Below are 16,891 nucleotides of genomic sequence, written 5' to 3'. Positions count from 1 at the left end.
GAACTTGGAAAAAGGAATGACGCCCATGTTTCGTCCAGCACCCCTGGCATTGACAGTAACCGCTCTGCTCACTGCAGGCTGCGCTAATCATCCCTGGTCCACCAAGGACTATCAGCCAGCAACCAAAGACTCAGTGGTCGATCACTACGCCGATCTGGCTCATGCCAACTACGAAGATGCCCTGATCACCTCCCGCGCGCTGGACGAAGCAACTGACCGCTTGATCGCCAATCCGACCGAAGCCAATCTGGCGACCGCAAAAGAAGCCTGGCTGGCAGCTAGGGTTCCTTATCAGCAAACAGAAGTGTTCCGGTTCGGCAATGCTATTGTCGATGACTGGGAAGGCCAGCTGAACGCCTGGCCGCTTGATGAAGGCCTGATCGATTATGTGAAGGCAGACGGGTACCAGCACGAGCTGGGCAACGCCGGTGCCACCGCAAACATCATCGCAAGCAACAGGATCAATGTGGGTGGTGAGACACTGAATGTGGCATCTCTTTCCCCTGCACTGCTCGCAGATCTGAACGAAGTTGGCGGCTCTGAAGCCAACGTTGCTACCGGCTACCACGCGGTTGAATTCCTGCTTTGGGGTCAGGATCTCCACGGTTTTGAAAGCGGCGCCGGTGAGCGTCCGGTCACGGATTACGCGAAGGGCGCTGATTGCACCAATGGCAATTGTGAGCGTCGTGGCGAATACCTGGATGCGGTAACAGACCTTCTGGTATCCGACCTCGAGTGGATGGTGGCCCAGTGGGCGCCGGGCGACAGTGACAACTACCGGGCGCAATTGACCGCTGCAGACGCCAATCAGGGTGTTCAGAAAATGCTGTTCGGCATGGGTTCACTGTCTCTGGGCGAGCTGGCCGGCGAGCGAATGAAGGTTGCTCTGGAAGCCAACTCCTATGAGGACGAGCACGACTGCTTCAGCGACAATACCCACAATTCGCACTACTACAACGGCCAGGGTATCCAGAACGTCTACACGGGTACCTATCGTCGCGTGGATGGCAGCCTGGTGACCGGCCCTTCCCTGTCTGATCTGGTTCAGCAGAGCGACCCAGAGCTGGACGCGCGTCTTAACAACCAGCTGGACGCCTCCATGGAAGCCCTGGCGCTAATGAAGGCCCGCGCGGAGAGCAGCGAAAATCCCATGGCTTTTGACACCATGATTGCACCCGGGAATGCCGAGGGCACTCGTATCGTCAACGGCGCTATCATGGCGCTGGTCGCACAGACCGGTTCCATTGAGCAGGCTGCGCGCGACCTGGGCATTGAAGCCCTGTCTCCCGATGATGCCGGCCACGCGTCCTGAGCATGATGAAACCGCTTGCCTTAATCGGGGCGCTGGCGATCGCCAGCGCCCACGTTTGTGCCCAGACTCACGAGGGCTATCCGATCCAGACATCTCCGGCCTCTGGTGGTGAGGGCACCGTACAACAGTCAGACACCAATGCCTACTCGCTTCCCCAGGGCAATCTGTCCATGACCAAACGTCTGGACTTCAGTGTCGGCAACAGTTTCTTCCGGAACCCCTGGGTCGAAGCCCCGGCAAGCACTGACGCCCGTGACGGCCTGGGCCCGCTGTTCAATACCAACTCCTGCCAGGGGTGTCATATCAAGGATGGTCGCGGACACCCACCCGGTGTCGACGAGCCGCCGGTCTCCCTGTTTTTGAGACTGGCAGTCCCTGCTGATCCGGAGCTGGACGCGGACATTCTGCGCAAACACGGTTTTAAACCGGCGCCAGTATATGGCAGCCAGCTCCAGACAGCCGCGCTTCCTGCAGCCAAACCAGAGGCTGATTTGATCGTCGAATGGACGCCAGTGAAGGAAACACTCGCGGATGGGACGGTGGTGGAACTGCGCAAGCCCGTGTACCGCATTGAGAACCCAAATTATGGGCCACTGCCCGAGGACCTTCTGGTATCGCCCCGGGTAGCACCGCAGATGATCGGAATGGGTCTGCTGGAAGCCATCCCCATCGAAGATTTGCAAGCCCTCCAAGACACTGATGATGCGGACGGAAACGGCATCTCCGGAAAGCTTAACCAGGTCTGGGATCTGGCAACGGAACAGACAGTGCCCGGTCGATTCGGCTGGAAGGCAGCCGAGCCCGATGTCCACCAGCAAAGCATGGGTGCGTTCGCCGGAGATATGGGACTGACCTCTACTCTGAAACCTAAAACCGACTGCATGCCCGAGCAGAATTGTGAGCGGTTTACCCATGGCGGTGAACCGGAAGTAAGCGACAAGGTCGCCAACTTCGTGACCTTCTACGCCAAGAGTCTGGCAATACCCGCGCGTCGAGATATTGAGTCTGAATCCGTCCGGCAGGGAGCAAGGCTGTTCAACGAAAGTGGCTGCGCTGGCTGCCATACGCCGAGACATCAGACCGGCGAGGTTGCCGATCGCCCGGACCTTAGCAATCAGACTATCTGGCCCTATTCGGATCTGTTGCTGCACGACATGGGTCCTGCCCTGGCCGACGGCCGCGATGAATTCCTGGCCAATGGCAATGAATGGCGAACCCCGCCGCTCTGGGGCATTGGCCTGGCCCAAGTGGTGAATCCGCAAGCCGGGTTCCTGCACGACGGCCGCGCCCGAACTCTGGAAGAAGCCGTGCTCTGGCACGGTGGCGAGGCTCAGGCGGCCGCCGACCGATACCGCCAGATGTCGCCCGAAGATCGATCCGCTCTGATCGATTTCCTGAATTCACTCTGAGGATCAGCCATGCAAGGGATCACCAGACTGCTGTGCACATCTATCCTGACACTAACCTCGCCCCTGGCGTGGGCAAGCGATGCCAACATCCAGGCCCGCCAGCAGTGGTATGAAGGCATTGCGACCGGCTATCAATCGTTGACCACAGAAGCGGGAGAGCTGGCTGAATCCGCCCGTGACTACTGCCAGAATCCAGCCGAGGGAAGCCGGGAACACGTGGAAGCCGCCTGGCTGAATGCCTTCCTGGCCTGGCAGAAGGTGCGCTTAGTCGATTTCGGCCCGGTCGAAAACAACAACCTTTCCTGGCAGTTCCAGTTCTGGCCGGATCCGAAGAATCTGATTGCACGGAAAGCGGCTTACCTGATCGGAAACGACGAACCGATCACCCCGAGCGTGATCAATCAGTCCGGTGTCGCTGTGCAAGGCTTCCCGATGATCGAATATCTGCTGTTCGACCAAGAGTTCAATGCCGGGGAAACTTCACTCCCAGTCGCCCGGACCTGCGAGCTGCTAACGAACGTCGCGGGACACTTGAAAAGCAACAGTGACGCATTGATGGCTGGCTGGCAGGCTTTCAGACCGCACTATCTGGAGACCGAGCAGTACTTCGACACCACTATCCGAGCGGGTATGGCAACACTGGAAATTCTGGAAGAAAGAAGGCTGGCCCAACCCATGGGTCTTCGCGGCAGTAACAAACGCAATCCTTACATCGCGGACGCCTGGCGCAGCGGCAAAAGCCTGCAGACTGTCGCGGCGACTGTCGACGGCCTGAACCGGTACTTTTTACCAGGGCTCGAAATTTCGCTGGAAGCAAAGGGGGCGTCCGACCTGGCAGACCGCATTCGCAAACAATTCAACGAGGTTCAGCAGAACTTTCCCGGAGCCCACCTACCCCTGGCAACGGCTTTGAAAGAAGAAGACCAGTTCCGGGCTCTGCAGAGCCTTTACGTTGATATTTCCCAGTTGACCACGCTGGTGAATGACCAGGCGGCAGTGGCACTTGGCGTAGTACGAGGCTTCAACTCGAGCGATGGCGACTGAGGAACCTGATCCTATGCTTTTGAACCGGAGAGCCCTTCTCAAGGTGTCCATTGCCGGCGGCGTTGCCGTGGGCCTGACCGGCTGTTCCCTGCTGCCCCGAAAAGCGTCAGTCCAACCTGATGGCTATGCCGGCGCCGTCGGGTTCCCGGATGGCAGTTTTGGAGTCAGCGCATTCAACCGCAACGGCCGGATAGTGTGGCAGGCGCCTGTCGATTCCCGCTGCCATAGCGGCTGCAACCGACCGCACCAGCAAGAGACCCTGTTTTTCGAGCGCCGCCCGGGTTGGTCATTCTACGTTTTCGATAGCACTACAGGTGCCCGGAAACACCATATTTCAGCCGAGCCGGGCGAACACTTTGTTGGCCACGGTGTGTTCTCGACCGATGGCCGACGCCTCTACGTCACCGCCAGCCGGTACGATCAGGGCGCGGGGATCATCGCAGTCTACGATGCCGAAAAGGGTTATCGGCGGACAAAAACCTTTGATCTGGCGGGAATCGGCCCCCATGAGCTGACCTTGCACCCCGACGGCGAAACCCTGGTGATCGGTCTCGGAGGCATCCTCACTCACCCGGATTACGACCGCATGAAACTGAATCTGGACACCATGGATCCAGCCCTGGTACTTATGAATCGTCACTCCGGCAAAATCGTTGGCCGTTTCAGGCCGCCCCACCACCAGCAAAGCGCCCGCCATGTCAGCGTCAGCGGCGATGGCCGCGTGTATGTGGCCTATCAGCACCAGGGCCCACTCTACGAAACGCCGCCTTTGTTGGCACGTCTTGAAGAGGGAACTTTGCGGGAATACCGGTTCGATGAGGATACCCGGACAGCGTTGGCCAACTACATCTCCAGCGTGGTTGCGCATCCGGAAAACGACCTCGTGGCTGCGGCTTCGCCGATTGGTGGAACGGCCATTATCTTTCGGGGCAAGACCGGTGAGCTGGTCAGCCGCGCACACATCGCCGATTGCGCGGGCATCCAGACCCTTGCCGGAGGGGATTTTCTTGTTTCCTCCGGACGGGGAAAACTTATCCGGCTCGGCGCCGGCAAACCCGCCAGAGAACTCGCAGATCTATCCGTTCACTGGGACCACCATCTGGTCTGATCGCTCGCAGTTGCCGTAATCCGGACTTAAGGATACCGCGCCACACTGGTATCCTTTCGACACATTTTCCGGAGGATAGCGGTTTGCCTGAGAGCAGAAAGGACACCATCGAACAACTTTATGGCCTGATTGCCAACGAAGAGGATGCACGGGTCTGTACCGACATCTCCGATGACGCCTGTCGCGAAGTGCCGCGCAATTTCTTTCTGATTCTTGCCAGCAACGTCCTGACCAAACTGGGCGACCTGCTGATCAGTCCCAAAACCGTATTGGCCTGGTTGATGAGCGCCATTGGTGCACCCGCGCTGGTGGCCTGGCTGGTGCCGATCCGGGAATCCGGTTCCCTCGTCCCACAGATGGTCATTGCGGCCTGGGTCCGCCGCAAACCTGTTCGCAAGTGGTTCTGGACTCTTGGAAGCTTCGGACAGGCCGCCAGTGTTGTGGCCATGGCGGCCAGCATCTGGTTTTTCGAGGGGTATGCCGCAGGTTCCGGGATCATTGCAGCCCTCATTGTATTTTCCCTCGCCCGTGGATTCTGCTCCGTATCCATGAAAGATGTACAGGGCAAATGCATCCCGAAAACCCGCCGGGGAAGGCTCGGCGGGCTCGCCTCCACCATTGGCGGCACCGCCACCGTTGTGTTGACCGCGCTGCTGTTCTGGGAACGCGGCGACCCCACCCTCGCCTTTTACACCGTATTATTACTTCTGGCCGCGGCACTCTGGGTGATCGCCGGCCTGCTGTTTGCCGGAGTGGAAGAATACGACGGTGAAACCGGTGGCGGCGGAAATGCCATCAACGAGGCATTTCGAAGCCTGTCCCTGCTCCGGGATGACGTTCCGTTCCGGAACTTCGTGATTACCCGGGCCCTGCTGCTCAGCTCGGCACTGGCTTCACCCTATTTGGTCGTACTGGCACAGAAAGAATCCGACATTGGCTGGATGTTGGGCGTTTTCCTGCTGGCCAGCAGCCTCGCCAGCTCGCTCAGTGCCAGCTTCTGGGGCTGGGCTGCAGACACCTCCAGTCGGAGAGTCATGATCCGTGGGGCGGCAATGGCCAGCGGTGTGTGCCTGATCGTCGGCTTCACCGCGCTGTTTATCGGGACGGAAATCGGCAGCGTCTGGTTTTACCCGATTGCGTTTTTCGTACTGAGCATTGCCCATGCGGGCGTCAGGCTGGGGCGTAAAACCTATCTGGTGGACATGGCAGGGGGCAACAAGCGTACCGATTACACGGCGGTGAGCAACACGGTCATCGGTGTTCTGCTGCTTGTTACCGGCGGCCTCACCGCCCTCGTGTCAATGATCTCAGAAGTGGCGGTCATCATCGTTCTGGGCCTGATGGGGCTGGCTGGGATGTTCAGTGCCATGGGGCTGAAGGAAGTGACCGAAGACTGATAACGGTCGCCCGTTCAGGAGGGCGCCTTGCCGTCATTCAGGGCCAGAGCCCCTTTCACGATCCGGTAGATGATCCAGATAGAAATACCAAGGAGAATAAACCATCCGATGATGATCGGCGTGGTCACTATGCCAATCACGGTCCAGAGCAGGCCGATCCAGAAGGTGCGAATCTGCCAGCGGAAGTGCCGCTCCACCCAGGTATTACGGACGTCGTCCAGTTTGACGTAATTGATGATCACGCCCACCAGACCGGTAATGCCTCCTACGAAAAACGACAGCGCCTGAAGGATGTAGACCACCACCGCCAGGTTACGCGCCGGATCACTTCGGCGGGAGGCGGGGTCCGTGTCGGCAGGAATAAACTCCGGTTCAGCCAAGACAAGTCTCCTATTGATCTATTAATCGGAGTCTACCACAGCCCCCGTGGCCGAAAATCCCGCCGCGGTCAGTGATTGTCCGGACGGTAGCCCAGGCGGAAACCGCCCCAATGCTTGCCATTCACATAAATAGGTACGGAGAGATCATGCATGATTTCGCCGGTATCCCTGCGATAGGTTTGCAAAAGCATGTTCTCGGTGTGCGTGCCACAACGAATGCCCGTTCGGTCGTTGAACAGCCGCTTGCTCCGGCTCTTGACCAGATCCACCTTCGGATCTCCGGTCGGTGCGTGGGCGAAATCCCTGTTGTGGGTCGGTACATACCCGTCAGGCGCAGCGGCTATGGCAAAGACAATGGCCTCATGGGCGTTTTTCACCTGCTCCTGGATGGTCGGCAGGTATTGATCGGTAAATTTGTCAAAGCTGCTTGAGTACTTTGGCGGGTGCGTGTTCGGGATGGGAGTCCGGCTCTTGTCGAACAGCGCGCTTTCTGAGAGCTTGCCATCCCGGATTGCCTGCTCGAACATCTGGCCGATCTGGTCAGCGCCCGCTCTGGCCTGATCGAAGAACGGCCGGTGATAACTGGCTTCGCTGTTCAGGGCAAATGAAGCATTGGCTTTTTCCGCAAGCTCCATCAAAGTAGCAGCCTGCTCCGCCAGCGAGGAAACGCTGGTATCGCTCTCGGAAATCTGGTCACGCACCGTTTCAATGGCGGAGAACACCTGGGCCAGACTCTGCTCGTTGTTCTGATCTATTTCGGCTATCCGGGCAACCTGCTGCTGGACCCGATCAGATTGTTCGCTGATCTGTTCCAGACGCTCACCCACGCTTTCCACAGACGTCAGGCCCTCCTCAATGCTGCGGGCAAGATCTTCAATGCGGGATACAATCAGTGTGGTATCGGACCGTATTTCCTCGAGGGTTTCCGCCACTTCTCCCGTTGCCTGAGCGGTTCGCCCCGCCAGTTGGCGCACTTCATCGGCCACCACTGCAAACCCGCGACCCTGGTCACCTGCCCTGGCCGCTTCGATGGCGGCATTGAGTGCAAGCAGGTTGGTCTGCTCGGCAATGCCCTGAATCGTGGTAGTCACACCCTGGATCTTGTTGGACTTTTCGTTCAGTTCCTGGATCAGCCGGAGGTTTTCCCCGGACTGCTCGTGCACAGCCCGCACGCTCCCGATGGCCGACATCAGGGCTTCACGACCCTCGGTACTCACCTGCTTGTTCTGCAGCGCCATGGTGGCTGCATCGGTGGCCTGCTCCGAGGATTCCCGCACGGTTTCGGTAATCTGCCCCGCGTAATCGGCCATTTGTGCAGTTTCTTCAACCTGGCGATCCAGCCGCAGCTTCAACTGGTCGGCCGCGAAAGACACCTGGGCGGCGGAAATCGCGTTCCTGTCAGCGCTACCGGAAAGCGTTTCGACGAGCGCGCGCCCCGCCCTCGCATCAGCTAGCAACTGATGACATTGCGCATGCAGTGGATGATCTTCAGCCAGGGTGCCGTTATTCAAGGCCTTGAGGCCACGCTCAGTCGGCTCCAGGACACGAACAATCATGAACCCGCCGGCAGCAACGAGACCTACGACAAGCCCGATGAGCATTGAGGTAATTTCAAGACCTAGCAACGGCGCCACCGCTGCGCAGACGACTGCAAGAAGTCCGGCAACCGCCATCCCCCATAAAACTGAAGCCCTATCCAGTAACCCCATGGAAACCTCTTCTTTTTTGTTGTTTCTGCAAGCATCTTGTTATTAAAGGCCATTGTGGAGACTAAAGAATTGACATGAGTTTATAACTCATACTTTAGTGTATTTAATAACCATATCGGCGGGGAATAGCGTTTCTGAAACAAAAAACCGCAAACCCGACTCACTCTGTAACCGAGTGGGCCGGGTTTGCGGTGTTCAGATGACTACTTTGGCGTTGGCTCAGGCGCCGATCACGCCACCGTCGTCCTTGGTAACGATCACGGTTGCATCGCGGGGGCGAGGATCACTGGAGTCCGGCCAGTTACCTTCCGGATGCTGGATGTTGACGAACATGGTTTTCACATCCGGCGTGGAAACAACCCCCGTCACCTCACAACCCTGGGGACCTACGAAGAAACGCTTGATTTCGCGAGTCTCCGGATTGGCAGCCAGCATCATGTTGTTCTGGTAGGGTGCAGCGTCGGAGCCATCGGTCTGGATCCAGAGACGACCGTTGTAGTCGAACCAGAGGCCATCCGGGCTGTTGAAGATATTGTCGTCGGTCAGCGAAACGATAACTTCGTCACCCACTACGGTTTCCGTACCCTGCTCACCGGCAAAGACGAAAATGTCCCAGTCGAAACTGGTCGCGGTGTGATCATTACCCTCCTCGCTCCAGCGGATGATATGACCTGTACGGTTATTCGCGTTGGGGTTGGCCGCGTTAACCTGATCTTCAGTACGACGGGAATTGTTGGTCAGGGTGAAATAAACCTGGCCTGAATTCGGGTCAACCGCACCCCATTCCGGACGGTCCATCGGGGTTGCACCCGCGATATCGGCAGCCAGGCGTGTATTCAGGAGAACGTCAGCCTGGTTCTCGAAGCCGTCGAAGGCAATGTCGCCAACGGTCGTACCCACGGCAGCATCAACCTTGGCCTTGAATTCAGCATCATTGAGGTCCAGCGACAACCAGTCGCCGGAGCCGTCGTCATTGAAGCGGGCTACATACAGAGTGCCTTCGTCGAGGAGGTATCCACCGGCTGTGGCGGCATAGTAAGGCTTCGACGATACAAACTTGTAGATGTACTCGAAACGGGAGTCATCGCCCGAGTAACATACCACCGGCTCGCCTTCCTTGGCCGGCGCGAAGATGACACCCTCATGACCGAAACGACCCAGGGCAGTGCGCTTCTGCGGCTTGCTTTCCGGGGTAAAGGGATCAATCTCGACCATGTAGCCATAGGTATTGGCTTCATTTCGGTAATCATCGGCAGCGGATGCGCCGATAGAGCTTACATTGAGTCGAACGTACTGATCCTCACCACTATCAGCCAGTTCCCAGTCATAACGGCTGGAGCTTCCAACACCATGGCGGGTCTGCTCCCGGGGCTGCGTGGCGTCGCTGTTTGCAAAGTAGCCGTGCCAGTTTTCCTCAGCAGCCAGGTAAGTGCCCCAGGGTGTCGGCCCCATCGCACAGTTGTTAAGCGTGCCGCGGGTCTCGGTGGCGTCCGGGCTGTATTTGGTGATCAGCTTGCTGTAGCCGCGAACCGGCCCACGAATGTCCATTTCGGTGTTGCCGGTGATGCGACGGTTGAACGGGCTGCCAAAGACAATGTCCCACTTTCCGCTGGTGTCGCGTTTGATGTGCACCACAGAAACACCGTGCGCTGCGATTTCCTTACGGACTTCATCCGCCGGACGTACGCCACCGTTATCCGATGCCTTGGTGGCACCATTGGCATGCAGAGCGCCCTGATTGATGTACTCATGGTTCATCACCAGAAGGCCTTCGCTTGAGCTATTGCCGCCGGCCTTCTGGTCAATCGGGAAGAAGTGCACGCCGTCGTGGTGCATGCCCATCTGTTGTTCCTGCTCCGCACCGGTGTTCGTGCCATCCGGCTTGTACTCCGGGTAGGAGCCGGTAATCGGAGTGCCCCACGGCAGGAACGCCTCAGTAGAGTACCCTTCGGGAACAACCACCTCGTTGGCTGTTGATGTCGGTACCGCCTTGAAGCCGATATCGGTACTTGAAACATTGCTGCTGGTGGTGCCGTCGTTACTGTCGCTGCCACAACCTGCGAGGCCCAGGCCCATCACACTGGCAAGGGCAGCTCCAACGCTGCCTTTCATCACTGTACGGCGCTGCATGCGTGCGGCCAGAACCTGGTGGAAAGGGTTGTTGTCAGTGTGGTTGACTACCGGCTCGTAGTTGGGATCCAGATAGTTGGGATCAAGGTCGTGCTTAGCCATGTTTTTGCCTCTCTCAAAGAACAGCGGGTCGGTGTTGTTGAGAGGCCAGTTTCGGCGGGAAATATGACAGTAAGGGTAAGTTTAAAAGACAAATTCGTTAACATTGCTTTACAAGGGCGGCCACCGGAACACCGACCGCCTCGCAAAGACTGTTGCTGCGAAGCGGTCAGCCCACCCGGTTACTGCTGGGTGGCTTCTTCGTAGCCTTCTTCAATGGAATCGCCGGCTTCTTCGGCGGCATCAGTCATGGCATCACCAGCTTCCTCTGCGCCTTCCTGCAACTCGCCCATGGCACTTTCATCCTGGCCGGTGGCTTCTTCCAGGGTTTCCTCGGTGGAATCCGCCGCGTCTTCCATCATCTCTCCGGCGTTATCCGCAGCCTGCTCGACATCCACGCCTTCGTTGTCTTCCGAACTGCAGGCTGCAAGGCCGAGCGTCAGAACCATCAAAAGTGCACTCAGTGTGAGCTTGTTCATACCATATCCCTCTGTTGGTAAGCATTTACAACGGTGCACAGAGTACGGGGCGGTTGGCCCCGGGGCAATTACCGGCCCATTACCCTTTCGTTAACCGGCACTGTCCGAGAGCAACTGGCCATCGATGGTAATAACATGATCGAACGGGAGCATGGTTCCGCGCCCGAGCAGCAGAAAATCCTGCCCGGCGCGACTGAAGAGATCGCGAATAACATCATGGACCAGACAAATCTGACCGGCGCTGTCACGGTAAACAACTTCGGTAAGCCTGCCGGAAGACAAGTACTCACGAATGATTCCCTGAACAGAATATGAGGCGGTCGCAGACGACGGATTTGGCATGGCTGATTCTTCCTTGTGATCAGACTCTTGTTGTTCAGATGAGTTTGGTCCAGAAACCGGCTTTCTGCCAAAGAAATGGTAATTGTCATTTTGAGCCAAGGTTCCAGACAGCTGTCGACGCCCGTTGCATTGTTGGATTGTCCGACATAAATTGCAGGTACGCGCACTGCAAGGGAGACAACAATGAACGCCAAAACCCCGGATAACCTGCAATCACACAAAATCTCGGCGCCCGCTGAAAAAGACGCCCCTGGCAACTGGAAAGACCCGAAGCGTTACATGTGGCTACTCGGTCCCGCACTGCCAGGAATCGGACTGGCCGCACTGACCGGCTATGCGCTGGCTCCAAAAAAACTGAAAGCCCTGGCATGGACTGGCCCGGCGCTGGTACACGGCATCATCCCTGCCCTGGATCGGGCTATCGGCGAGGATAAGAGCAATCCGCCGGAATCGGCGGTGAAGACACTGGAGCAGGACAAGTACTACGACCGGATTGTGAAAGCATTTATTCCGACCCAGTACGCCATGACCTTCATGGGTGCCTGGCTTGCCAGCCGCAAAAACACACCTCTGGATGACAAGATAGGGCTCACGCTGACGGTTGGCGCTATCAATGGCGTCGGGATCAATACCGCCCATGAGCTCGGCCACAAATCCAACAGACTGAACAAGCTGCTGGCCATGGCAGCCCTGGCGCCCACCGGTTACACCCACTTCGTTGTTGAGCACAACTTTGGTCATCACAAGCGGGTAGCCACGCCGGAGGATCCTGCCAGCAGCCGTATGGGCGAGAGTTTCTGGAAGTTCCTGCCGCGTACGGTGCTTGGTGGTATCAAATCATCCATCAAGATCGAGAAGGCGAGGCTTGCCCGCAAGGGCAAGAACTTCTGGAGCCTGGACAACGAGCTGCTGCAGGGATGGGCCATGAGCGCCGGGTTCTTTGGCGCCACAACGCTGGTTTGCGGCCCGAGGGCGGTTCCGTTCCTGGCGGCCCAGGCGGTGTACGGTGCCAGTTTGCTCGAGAGTGTGAACTACATCGAGCACTACGGCCTGCTGCGCCAGAAAGACAAGAACGGCAAGTATGAGCGCACCCAACCAGAGCACAGCTGGAACAGCAATCACATTGTGACCAATCTGTTCCTGTATCAGCTCCAGCGGCATTCAGACCATCACGCGCATCCACAGCGCAGTTACCAGGCTTTGCGGCATTTCGAGAAGGCTCCACAATTACCCGGTGGCTATGCCTCGATGCTTCTGCCGGCCTATCTGCCCCAGTGGTGGTACGAAACCATGGATAAGCGGGTGATTGATCACTACGAGGGAGATCTGAGCAAAATCAACTGGGATCCGGACCGGAAAGAGGAGCTGATGGCCAGGTATGCGGACTACGCTGCTGAGGTAGCTGCTGAAGCGAAGGCTCGCCGCGAATCCGCGAATTCCGAGGCTGCCTGAATATAGCCACCTGCCAGCTCGGGCCCCAACCTTCAGGCTCGAGTGCAGGCGGCCGACCGGGGTCTTCCTTCCGGGAGACGCCGTGAACCCATCCATGGGGGCTTGATCGCAGCATCCTTGCTGCTCACACTCCCGGAAGGAGGACCCCGGTCAGCTGCCCTGAGCTCTGGCGATATAGTCAGGTTTCTTTTTAAGCGCTAAAACCCGTGATTTCTGACCAAGTTGAGCCGTTACTTACCTTTGAAAGCGGCCTCTCGACGTTCCAGGAATGACTGAATTCCCTCCTTTACATCCTCACTGGCCATAACCGGCTGAAGGTCCGGGAACAAACGCTGCTTCGCAGCCTCCTGCCCTTCGCTGACAGCAATTTTTGAGGATTTAAGACTGCCCTGGACACCCAATGGCGCCGCCCTGGCAATTTTCTCGGCAATTTCCAACGCGACGTTGAACTGCTCGCCGGGTTCCACCAGTTCCTGAATCAACCCCCACTGATACGCCTGATCGGCGGTCCACTCATCGCCAGTCAGCAGGTAACGCTGGGCATTGCCCCAGCCGATTTCCCGTTGCAGGCGGATGGTGGCACCACCACAGGCGAAGATGCCCCGCTTCACTTCGAGTTGGGCAAAGCGCGTTCCTTTAGCAGCGACGCGCACGTCGGTGTTGAGCATCATCTCAACGCCGCAGGTGAAGCAGATGCCCTGGGCGGCGAAGACCACGGGTTTGGTCAGCGCCTGACCGGTAATGTGGAAGGGATCCAGTTCGCCCTCACCCGGTTCAATGCCCTTGCCGTTGGCAAACACACCCGCCCAGTCGTCCAGTTGCAGGCCGCTGGTGAAGTGGTCGCCCTCGGCGTACATCAGCCCGACCCGTAGCTCCGGGTCGTTTTCCAGCTGGTGGTAGGCCGCCGCAATCTGGTGGTACATCTCGCGGTTCATGGCGTTCATTTTTTCCGGGCGGTTCAGCCCGATCAGCAAGATGTGATTTTTCTTCTCAACATTTACCAGAGCCATCAGAACCACTCCGATTTCATGTTCAGGCAGGTATCGTCCTGATTGCGCAGCAGCACCAGATCCTGAGCCACGGTTGGCAATTCCCAGTGGAAGAAGTACTGGGCCGCCTGCAGTTTGCCCTGGTAGAAATTGCGTTCATCATCGGTATTCGCGGAACCCAGGGCATGGGAGGCGGCATTGGCCTGACGCAGCCACATCCAGGCCACCATAATGTGCCCGAACAGGTGCAGGTAGCAGGAGGCATTGGCCAGAGTTTTGCCGGGATCGCCTTCCATCAGGGATTTACCCAGGCTTTGGGTAACCTTCACTGCCTGCTGCAGGGTTTCACTCAGGGACAGGGCCCATTGCTGGCAACGATCGGTGGTGGCTGCCTGAAGATCTACCTGCATCTCCTGCATGAGCAGCTGCAAACCGTGGCTCTGATCCTGCCAGATCTTACGGCCCAGCAGGTCCATGGCCTGGATACCATTGGTGCCTTCGTGAATCGGGTTAAGGCGGTTGTCACGCCAGCACTGCTCTACCGGATACTCCCGGGTGTAACCTGCGCCACCGTATACCTGAATGGCCAGGTCATTAGCCTTGGGGCCGTATTCGGAAGGCCATGCTTTGATCACCGGAGTGAGCAGGTCCAGCAGCTTTCCGGCTTCCTGGCGTTTCTGTTCATCGGGATGGGTGTGCTGGTCATCCATCAGTCGGGCGCCGTAGAGGCACAAAGCCAAACCACCCTCACTGTAGGCTTTCTGGGCCAGCAGCATGCGCCGGACATCGGCGTGATCAATGATCGGCACCTGTGGGGATTCCGGGTTCTTCTCGCTGGCCCTACGGCCCTGCAGGCGATCTTTGGCGTATTCGAGGCTGTGCATGTAGCCGCGATAACCGATCACAGCGGCGCCGAAACCCACGCCAACCCGCGCTTCGTTCATCATCTGGAACATATACTTCAGGCCCTGGTGGGGCTCGCCAACCAGATAGCCGTGACAGGGAGCATCATCACCGAAGCTCAGGGCGGTGGAGGTGGTGCCACGGTAGCCCAGCTTGTGAATCAGACCAGCGAGGCTGACGCCGTTGCGTTCAGTGGGATTGCCTTCACCATCCACCAGAAACTTGGGCACGATGAATAGGGAGATACCTTTCACGCCCGCCGGCGCACCTTTGATCTTGGCCAGCACCATGTGAACGATGTTGTCAGTGATGGACTGCTCGCCACCGGAGATATAAATCTTCGCGCCCTTGATCAGGTAGTGACCTTCATCTGTGGGCGACGCCGATGTCCGAATATCCGCGAGGGAGGACCCGGCGTGGGGCTCGGTCAGGGCCATGGTGCCGCTGAAACGACCGCTGAGCATGTTCGGAAGGAAGGTGGTTTTCTGCTGTTCGTTGCCAAAAACCCGGATGAGGTTGGCGGCAGCTGTGGTCAGAAACGGGTAACCGGCGGTGCCGGGGTTGGCAGCTGTGAAGAAACCGTTGCAGGCGGCCATGACCGATTCAGGCAACTGCATGCCACCCAGTTCATAGTCGTAACGTCCTGCGATAAAGCCGGCCTGCGCATAGGCGTCGAAGGCTTCCTTCACTTGCGGCAGCATCTCGACCTGGCCGTTGACGAACTTTGGTTCGTCCTTGTCGGCGGCGCTGTTATGGGTGGCAAACTTTTCCCGTGCCATCTTGTCGGCGGTTTCAATGACGGCATCGAAGGTGTCGCGGTTGTGTTCGCTGAAGCGCTCGCGGGTGGTGAGGTTTTCGGTATCGAGAACTTCGTAGAGCTGGAACGCCAGGTCGCGGCGGTCGATCAGGGTGTCGGTCATGCTTGGTCTCCTGTTTGATGTCGTTAGCCTCTCACAACTGGTTTTTCCTGGAAACCGGCGTTTATGACATAATTATGGTCAACATTGCCACTGATGACCTAATTTGGAGTTTGCATGCGAACGGTCTCTGTTATCGGTTTTGATGGCGCTTTAGCCAGCGCCATCACTGGCATTATTGATCTTTTCCGTCTTGCCGGCGTTACCTGGGCGCGGATTAACGATGAAGCGCCGACACCCCGGTTCACAACCCGGCTTCTGACGAAGGACGGAGCGCCCTGCCGCTGCATTAACGGACTGACCATTCAGCCAGACGGAGCCTGGAACGATTTGTTACCGGGTGGCGACGACAGCGATCTGGTGGTGATACCGACTATTGGTGGTCCTATCGAAGTCGTTCTGGCGGGGAATTCGGAGCTTATTGAATGGCTGAGCGCATTTCGGTCTTCAGACGCCGGGCAGGTGCGGGTAGCCAGTAACTGTACCGGGGCGTTCATGCTGGCCGAGGCGGGGCTGCTGGATGGTCGTCAGGCGACGACGCATTGGGGCTTCAGCCATCAGTTCCGCCAGCGCTTTCCGGCGGTGAACCTTCAGCCGGACAAGCTGGTAACGGTGGACGGCGACATCGCCTGTGCCGGGGGCGGCATGGCCTGGTGGGATCTGGGGATCTATCTGGTCGAACGTTACGCGGGGGCTCAGGTGGCGCGGGAGCTGGCGAAGGCGTTTGTGATTGATGCGGGGCGGACCAGTCAGGCGCCTTATAGTGCCTTGCAGGCTCGCCGTTACCATTCTGATGCCGCCATTCTGAAGCTGCAGGACTGGCTGGACAGTCATTACCGGGACCCTGTTACCCTGCAACGCCTGGCTTCACTCAGCGGACTCACCGAGCGTTCTCTGATTCGCCGATTCAAGGCAGCCACTGGCGACACGCCCACCGGGTATCTACAACTTCTCAGGATTGAGGTGGCACGTCAGCATTTGGAGAAATCGCGGCTACCGATTGATGAAATCACTCAGTTGGTGGGCTACGAAGACGTGAGTTCCTTCACGCGTCTGTTCCGCAAACATACCGGGCTTTCACCGGGTGCCTACCGCTCTCGCTTTGTCAGGTAATGTCTGGTCGGTCCTGACTGGCCCGGGTTATGCATTGGTTTCCAGTGAAGGCCAATGTTCGGCCTGAAACGTAAAGAATACCGACAGGTGTCACTATGGGGAGGTCCG

The 16,891-nt window shown here is 58.0% G+C and carries 14 protein-coding genes; 7 read left to right on the top strand and 7 right to left on the bottom strand.

The features are described 5' to 3' along the window. Window positions 1-16: 16 nt before the first annotated feature. The 5 genes from MDHKLMBL_RS00685 (at window position 17) to MDHKLMBL_RS00665 (ending at window position 6,270) form a co-directional block, all read left to right on the top strand. On the top strand, window positions 17-1,312 hold the full coding sequence (locus MDHKLMBL_RS00685) for an imelysin family protein (protein WP_199185468.1): 1,296 nt from the start codon (window positions 17-19) through the stop codon (window positions 1,310-1,312). A gap of 2 nt (window positions 1,313-1,314) precedes the next feature. Further along, a complete protein-coding gene (locus tag MDHKLMBL_RS00680; protein ID WP_053112746.1) occupies window positions 1,315-2,721 on the top strand; it encodes a di-heme oxidoreductase family protein in 1,407 nt (468 codons plus the stop codon). 9 nt (window positions 2,722-2,730) lie between these two features. Beyond that, window positions 2,731-3,765, top strand: coding sequence for an imelysin family protein (locus MDHKLMBL_RS00675; RefSeq protein WP_104269881.1), 1,035 nt, complete (start codon window positions 2,731-2,733; stop codon window positions 3,763-3,765). A 13-nt stretch (window positions 3,766-3,778) separates the two neighbouring features. After that, the gene (locus tag MDHKLMBL_RS00670) at window positions 3,779-4,873 is read left to right on the top strand and encodes a DUF1513 domain-containing protein (protein WP_053112748.1); all 1,095 of its coding nucleotides are present in this window, start codon (window positions 3,779-3,781) and stop codon (window positions 4,871-4,873) included. A gap of 83 nt (window positions 4,874-4,956) precedes the next feature. Then, window positions 4,957-6,270 carry an MFS transporter gene (locus MDHKLMBL_RS00665; protein ID WP_092031052.1) on the top strand — a complete coding sequence of 438 codons (1,314 nt, stop codon included), beginning with the start codon at window positions 4,957-4,959 and terminating at the stop codon, window positions 6,268-6,270. Between the two features lie 14 nt (window positions 6,271-6,284). Here the strand turns inward: MDHKLMBL_RS00665 and MDHKLMBL_RS00660 are convergent, their stop codons facing one another. From MDHKLMBL_RS00660 to MDHKLMBL_RS00640, 5 genes are all read right to left on the bottom strand, one after another. Continuing rightward, on the bottom strand, window positions 6,285-6,650 hold the full coding sequence (locus tag MDHKLMBL_RS00660; RefSeq protein WP_053112750.1) for a DUF4870 family protein: 366 nt from the start codon (window positions 6,648-6,650) through the stop codon (window positions 6,285-6,287). Window positions 6,651-6,718: 68 nt separating this feature from the next. Then, the gene (locus tag MDHKLMBL_RS00655) at window positions 6,719-8,359 is read right to left on the bottom strand and encodes a methyl-accepting chemotaxis protein (RefSeq protein ID WP_104269880.1); all 1,641 of its coding nucleotides are present in this window, start codon (window positions 8,357-8,359) and stop codon (window positions 6,719-6,721) included. Window positions 8,360-8,578: 219 nt separating this feature from the next. Further along, a complete protein-coding gene (locus MDHKLMBL_RS00650; RefSeq protein ID WP_014577854.1) occupies window positions 8,579-10,591 on the bottom strand; it encodes a PhoX family protein in 2,013 nt (670 codons plus the stop codon). Window positions 10,592-10,770: 179 nt separating this feature from the next. Continuing rightward, complete coding sequence (locus MDHKLMBL_RS00645) at window positions 10,771-11,067, bottom strand: hypothetical protein (protein ID WP_088556673.1); 297 nt, start codon at window positions 11,065-11,067, stop codon at window positions 10,771-10,773. Window positions 11,068-11,157: 90 nt separating this feature from the next. Beyond that, entirely contained in the window at window positions 11,158-11,409 is a 252-nt protein-coding gene (locus tag MDHKLMBL_RS00640) for a hypothetical protein (RefSeq protein ID WP_041645413.1), read from the bottom strand. Window positions 11,410-11,592: 183 nt separating this feature from the next. Between MDHKLMBL_RS00640 and MDHKLMBL_RS00635 the strand changes: the two genes are divergently transcribed. Next, window positions 11,593-12,861, top strand: coding sequence for an alkane 1-monooxygenase (locus MDHKLMBL_RS00635; protein ID WP_104269879.1), 1,269 nt, complete (start codon window positions 11,593-11,595; stop codon window positions 12,859-12,861). A gap of 230 nt (window positions 12,862-13,091) precedes the next feature. Here MDHKLMBL_RS00635 and MDHKLMBL_RS00630 read toward each other — a convergent pair whose 3' ends face one another. Continuing rightward, complete coding sequence (locus MDHKLMBL_RS00630) at window positions 13,092-13,871, bottom strand: crotonase/enoyl-CoA hydratase family protein (protein WP_041645415.1); 780 nt, start codon at window positions 13,869-13,871, stop codon at window positions 13,092-13,094. Further along, window positions 13,871-15,673: an acyl-CoA dehydrogenase gene (locus MDHKLMBL_RS00625; RefSeq protein WP_104269878.1), complete on the bottom strand. Its 1,803-nt coding sequence runs from the start codon at window positions 15,671-15,673 to the stop codon at window positions 13,871-13,873. The genes MDHKLMBL_RS00630 and MDHKLMBL_RS00625 overlap by 1 nt, the downstream gene beginning before the upstream one ends. Window positions 15,674-15,787: 114 nt before the next feature. On the opposite strand from MDHKLMBL_RS00625, the gene MDHKLMBL_RS00620 reads away from it, so the two are divergent. Then, entirely contained in the window at window positions 15,788-16,783 is a 996-nt protein-coding gene (locus MDHKLMBL_RS00620; protein ID WP_053112755.1) for a GlxA family transcriptional regulator, read from the top strand. The last annotated feature ends 108 nt before the right edge of the window (window positions 16,784-16,891 follow it).

The sequence above is a fragment of the Marinobacter flavimaris genome, from assembly GCF_002933295.1.
Lineage (GTDB): Bacteria > Pseudomonadota > Gammaproteobacteria > Pseudomonadales > Oleiphilaceae > Marinobacter > Marinobacter flavimaris.
This window is presented reverse-complemented; position numbering and strand designations above follow the sequence as displayed.

What these genes read in the sequence shown, in the direction of transcription:
- MDHKLMBL_RS00685 (WP_199185468.1), top strand. Translation starts at nt 17, where the DNA reads ATGACGCCCATGTTTCGTCCAGCACCCCTGGCATTGACAGTAACCGCT.
- MDHKLMBL_RS00680 (WP_053112746.1), top strand. Translation starts at nt 1,315, where the DNA reads ATGATGAAACCGCTTGCCTTAATCGGGGCGCTGGCGATCGCCAGCGCC.
- MDHKLMBL_RS00675 (WP_104269881.1), top strand. Translation starts at nt 2,731, where the DNA reads ATGCAAGGGATCACCAGACTGCTGTGCACATCTATCCTGACACTAACC.
- MDHKLMBL_RS00670 (WP_053112748.1), top strand. Translation starts at nt 3,779, where the DNA reads ATGCTTTTGAACCGGAGAGCCCTTCTCAAGGTGTCCATTGCCGGCGGC.
- MDHKLMBL_RS00655 (WP_104269880.1), bottom strand. Translation starts at nt 8,359, where the DNA reads ATGGGGTTACTGGATAGGGCTTCAGTTTTATGGGGGATGGCGGTTGCC.
- MDHKLMBL_RS00650 (WP_014577854.1), bottom strand. Translation starts at nt 10,591, where the DNA reads ATGGCTAAGCACGACCTTGATCCCAACTATCTGGATCCCAACTACGAG.
- MDHKLMBL_RS00645 (WP_088556673.1), bottom strand. Translation starts at nt 11,067, where the DNA reads ATGAACAAGCTCACACTGAGTGCACTTTTGATGGTTCTGACGCTCGGC.
- MDHKLMBL_RS00640 (WP_041645413.1), bottom strand. Translation starts at nt 11,409, where the DNA reads ATGCCAAATCCGTCGTCTGCGACCGCCTCATATTCTGTTCAGGGAATC.
- MDHKLMBL_RS00635 (WP_104269879.1), top strand. Translation starts at nt 11,593, where the DNA reads ATGAACGCCAAAACCCCGGATAACCTGCAATCACACAAAATCTCGGCG.
- MDHKLMBL_RS00630 (WP_041645415.1), bottom strand. Translation starts at nt 13,871, where the DNA reads ATGGCTCTGGTAAATGTTGAGAAGAAAAATCACATCTTGCTGATCGGG.
- MDHKLMBL_RS00625 (WP_104269878.1), bottom strand. Translation starts at nt 15,673, where the DNA reads ATGACCGACACCCTGATCGACCGCCGCGACCTGGCGTTCCAGCTCTAC.
- MDHKLMBL_RS00620 (WP_053112755.1), top strand. Translation starts at nt 15,788, where the DNA reads ATGCGAACGGTCTCTGTTATCGGTTTTGATGGCGCTTTAGCCAGCGCC.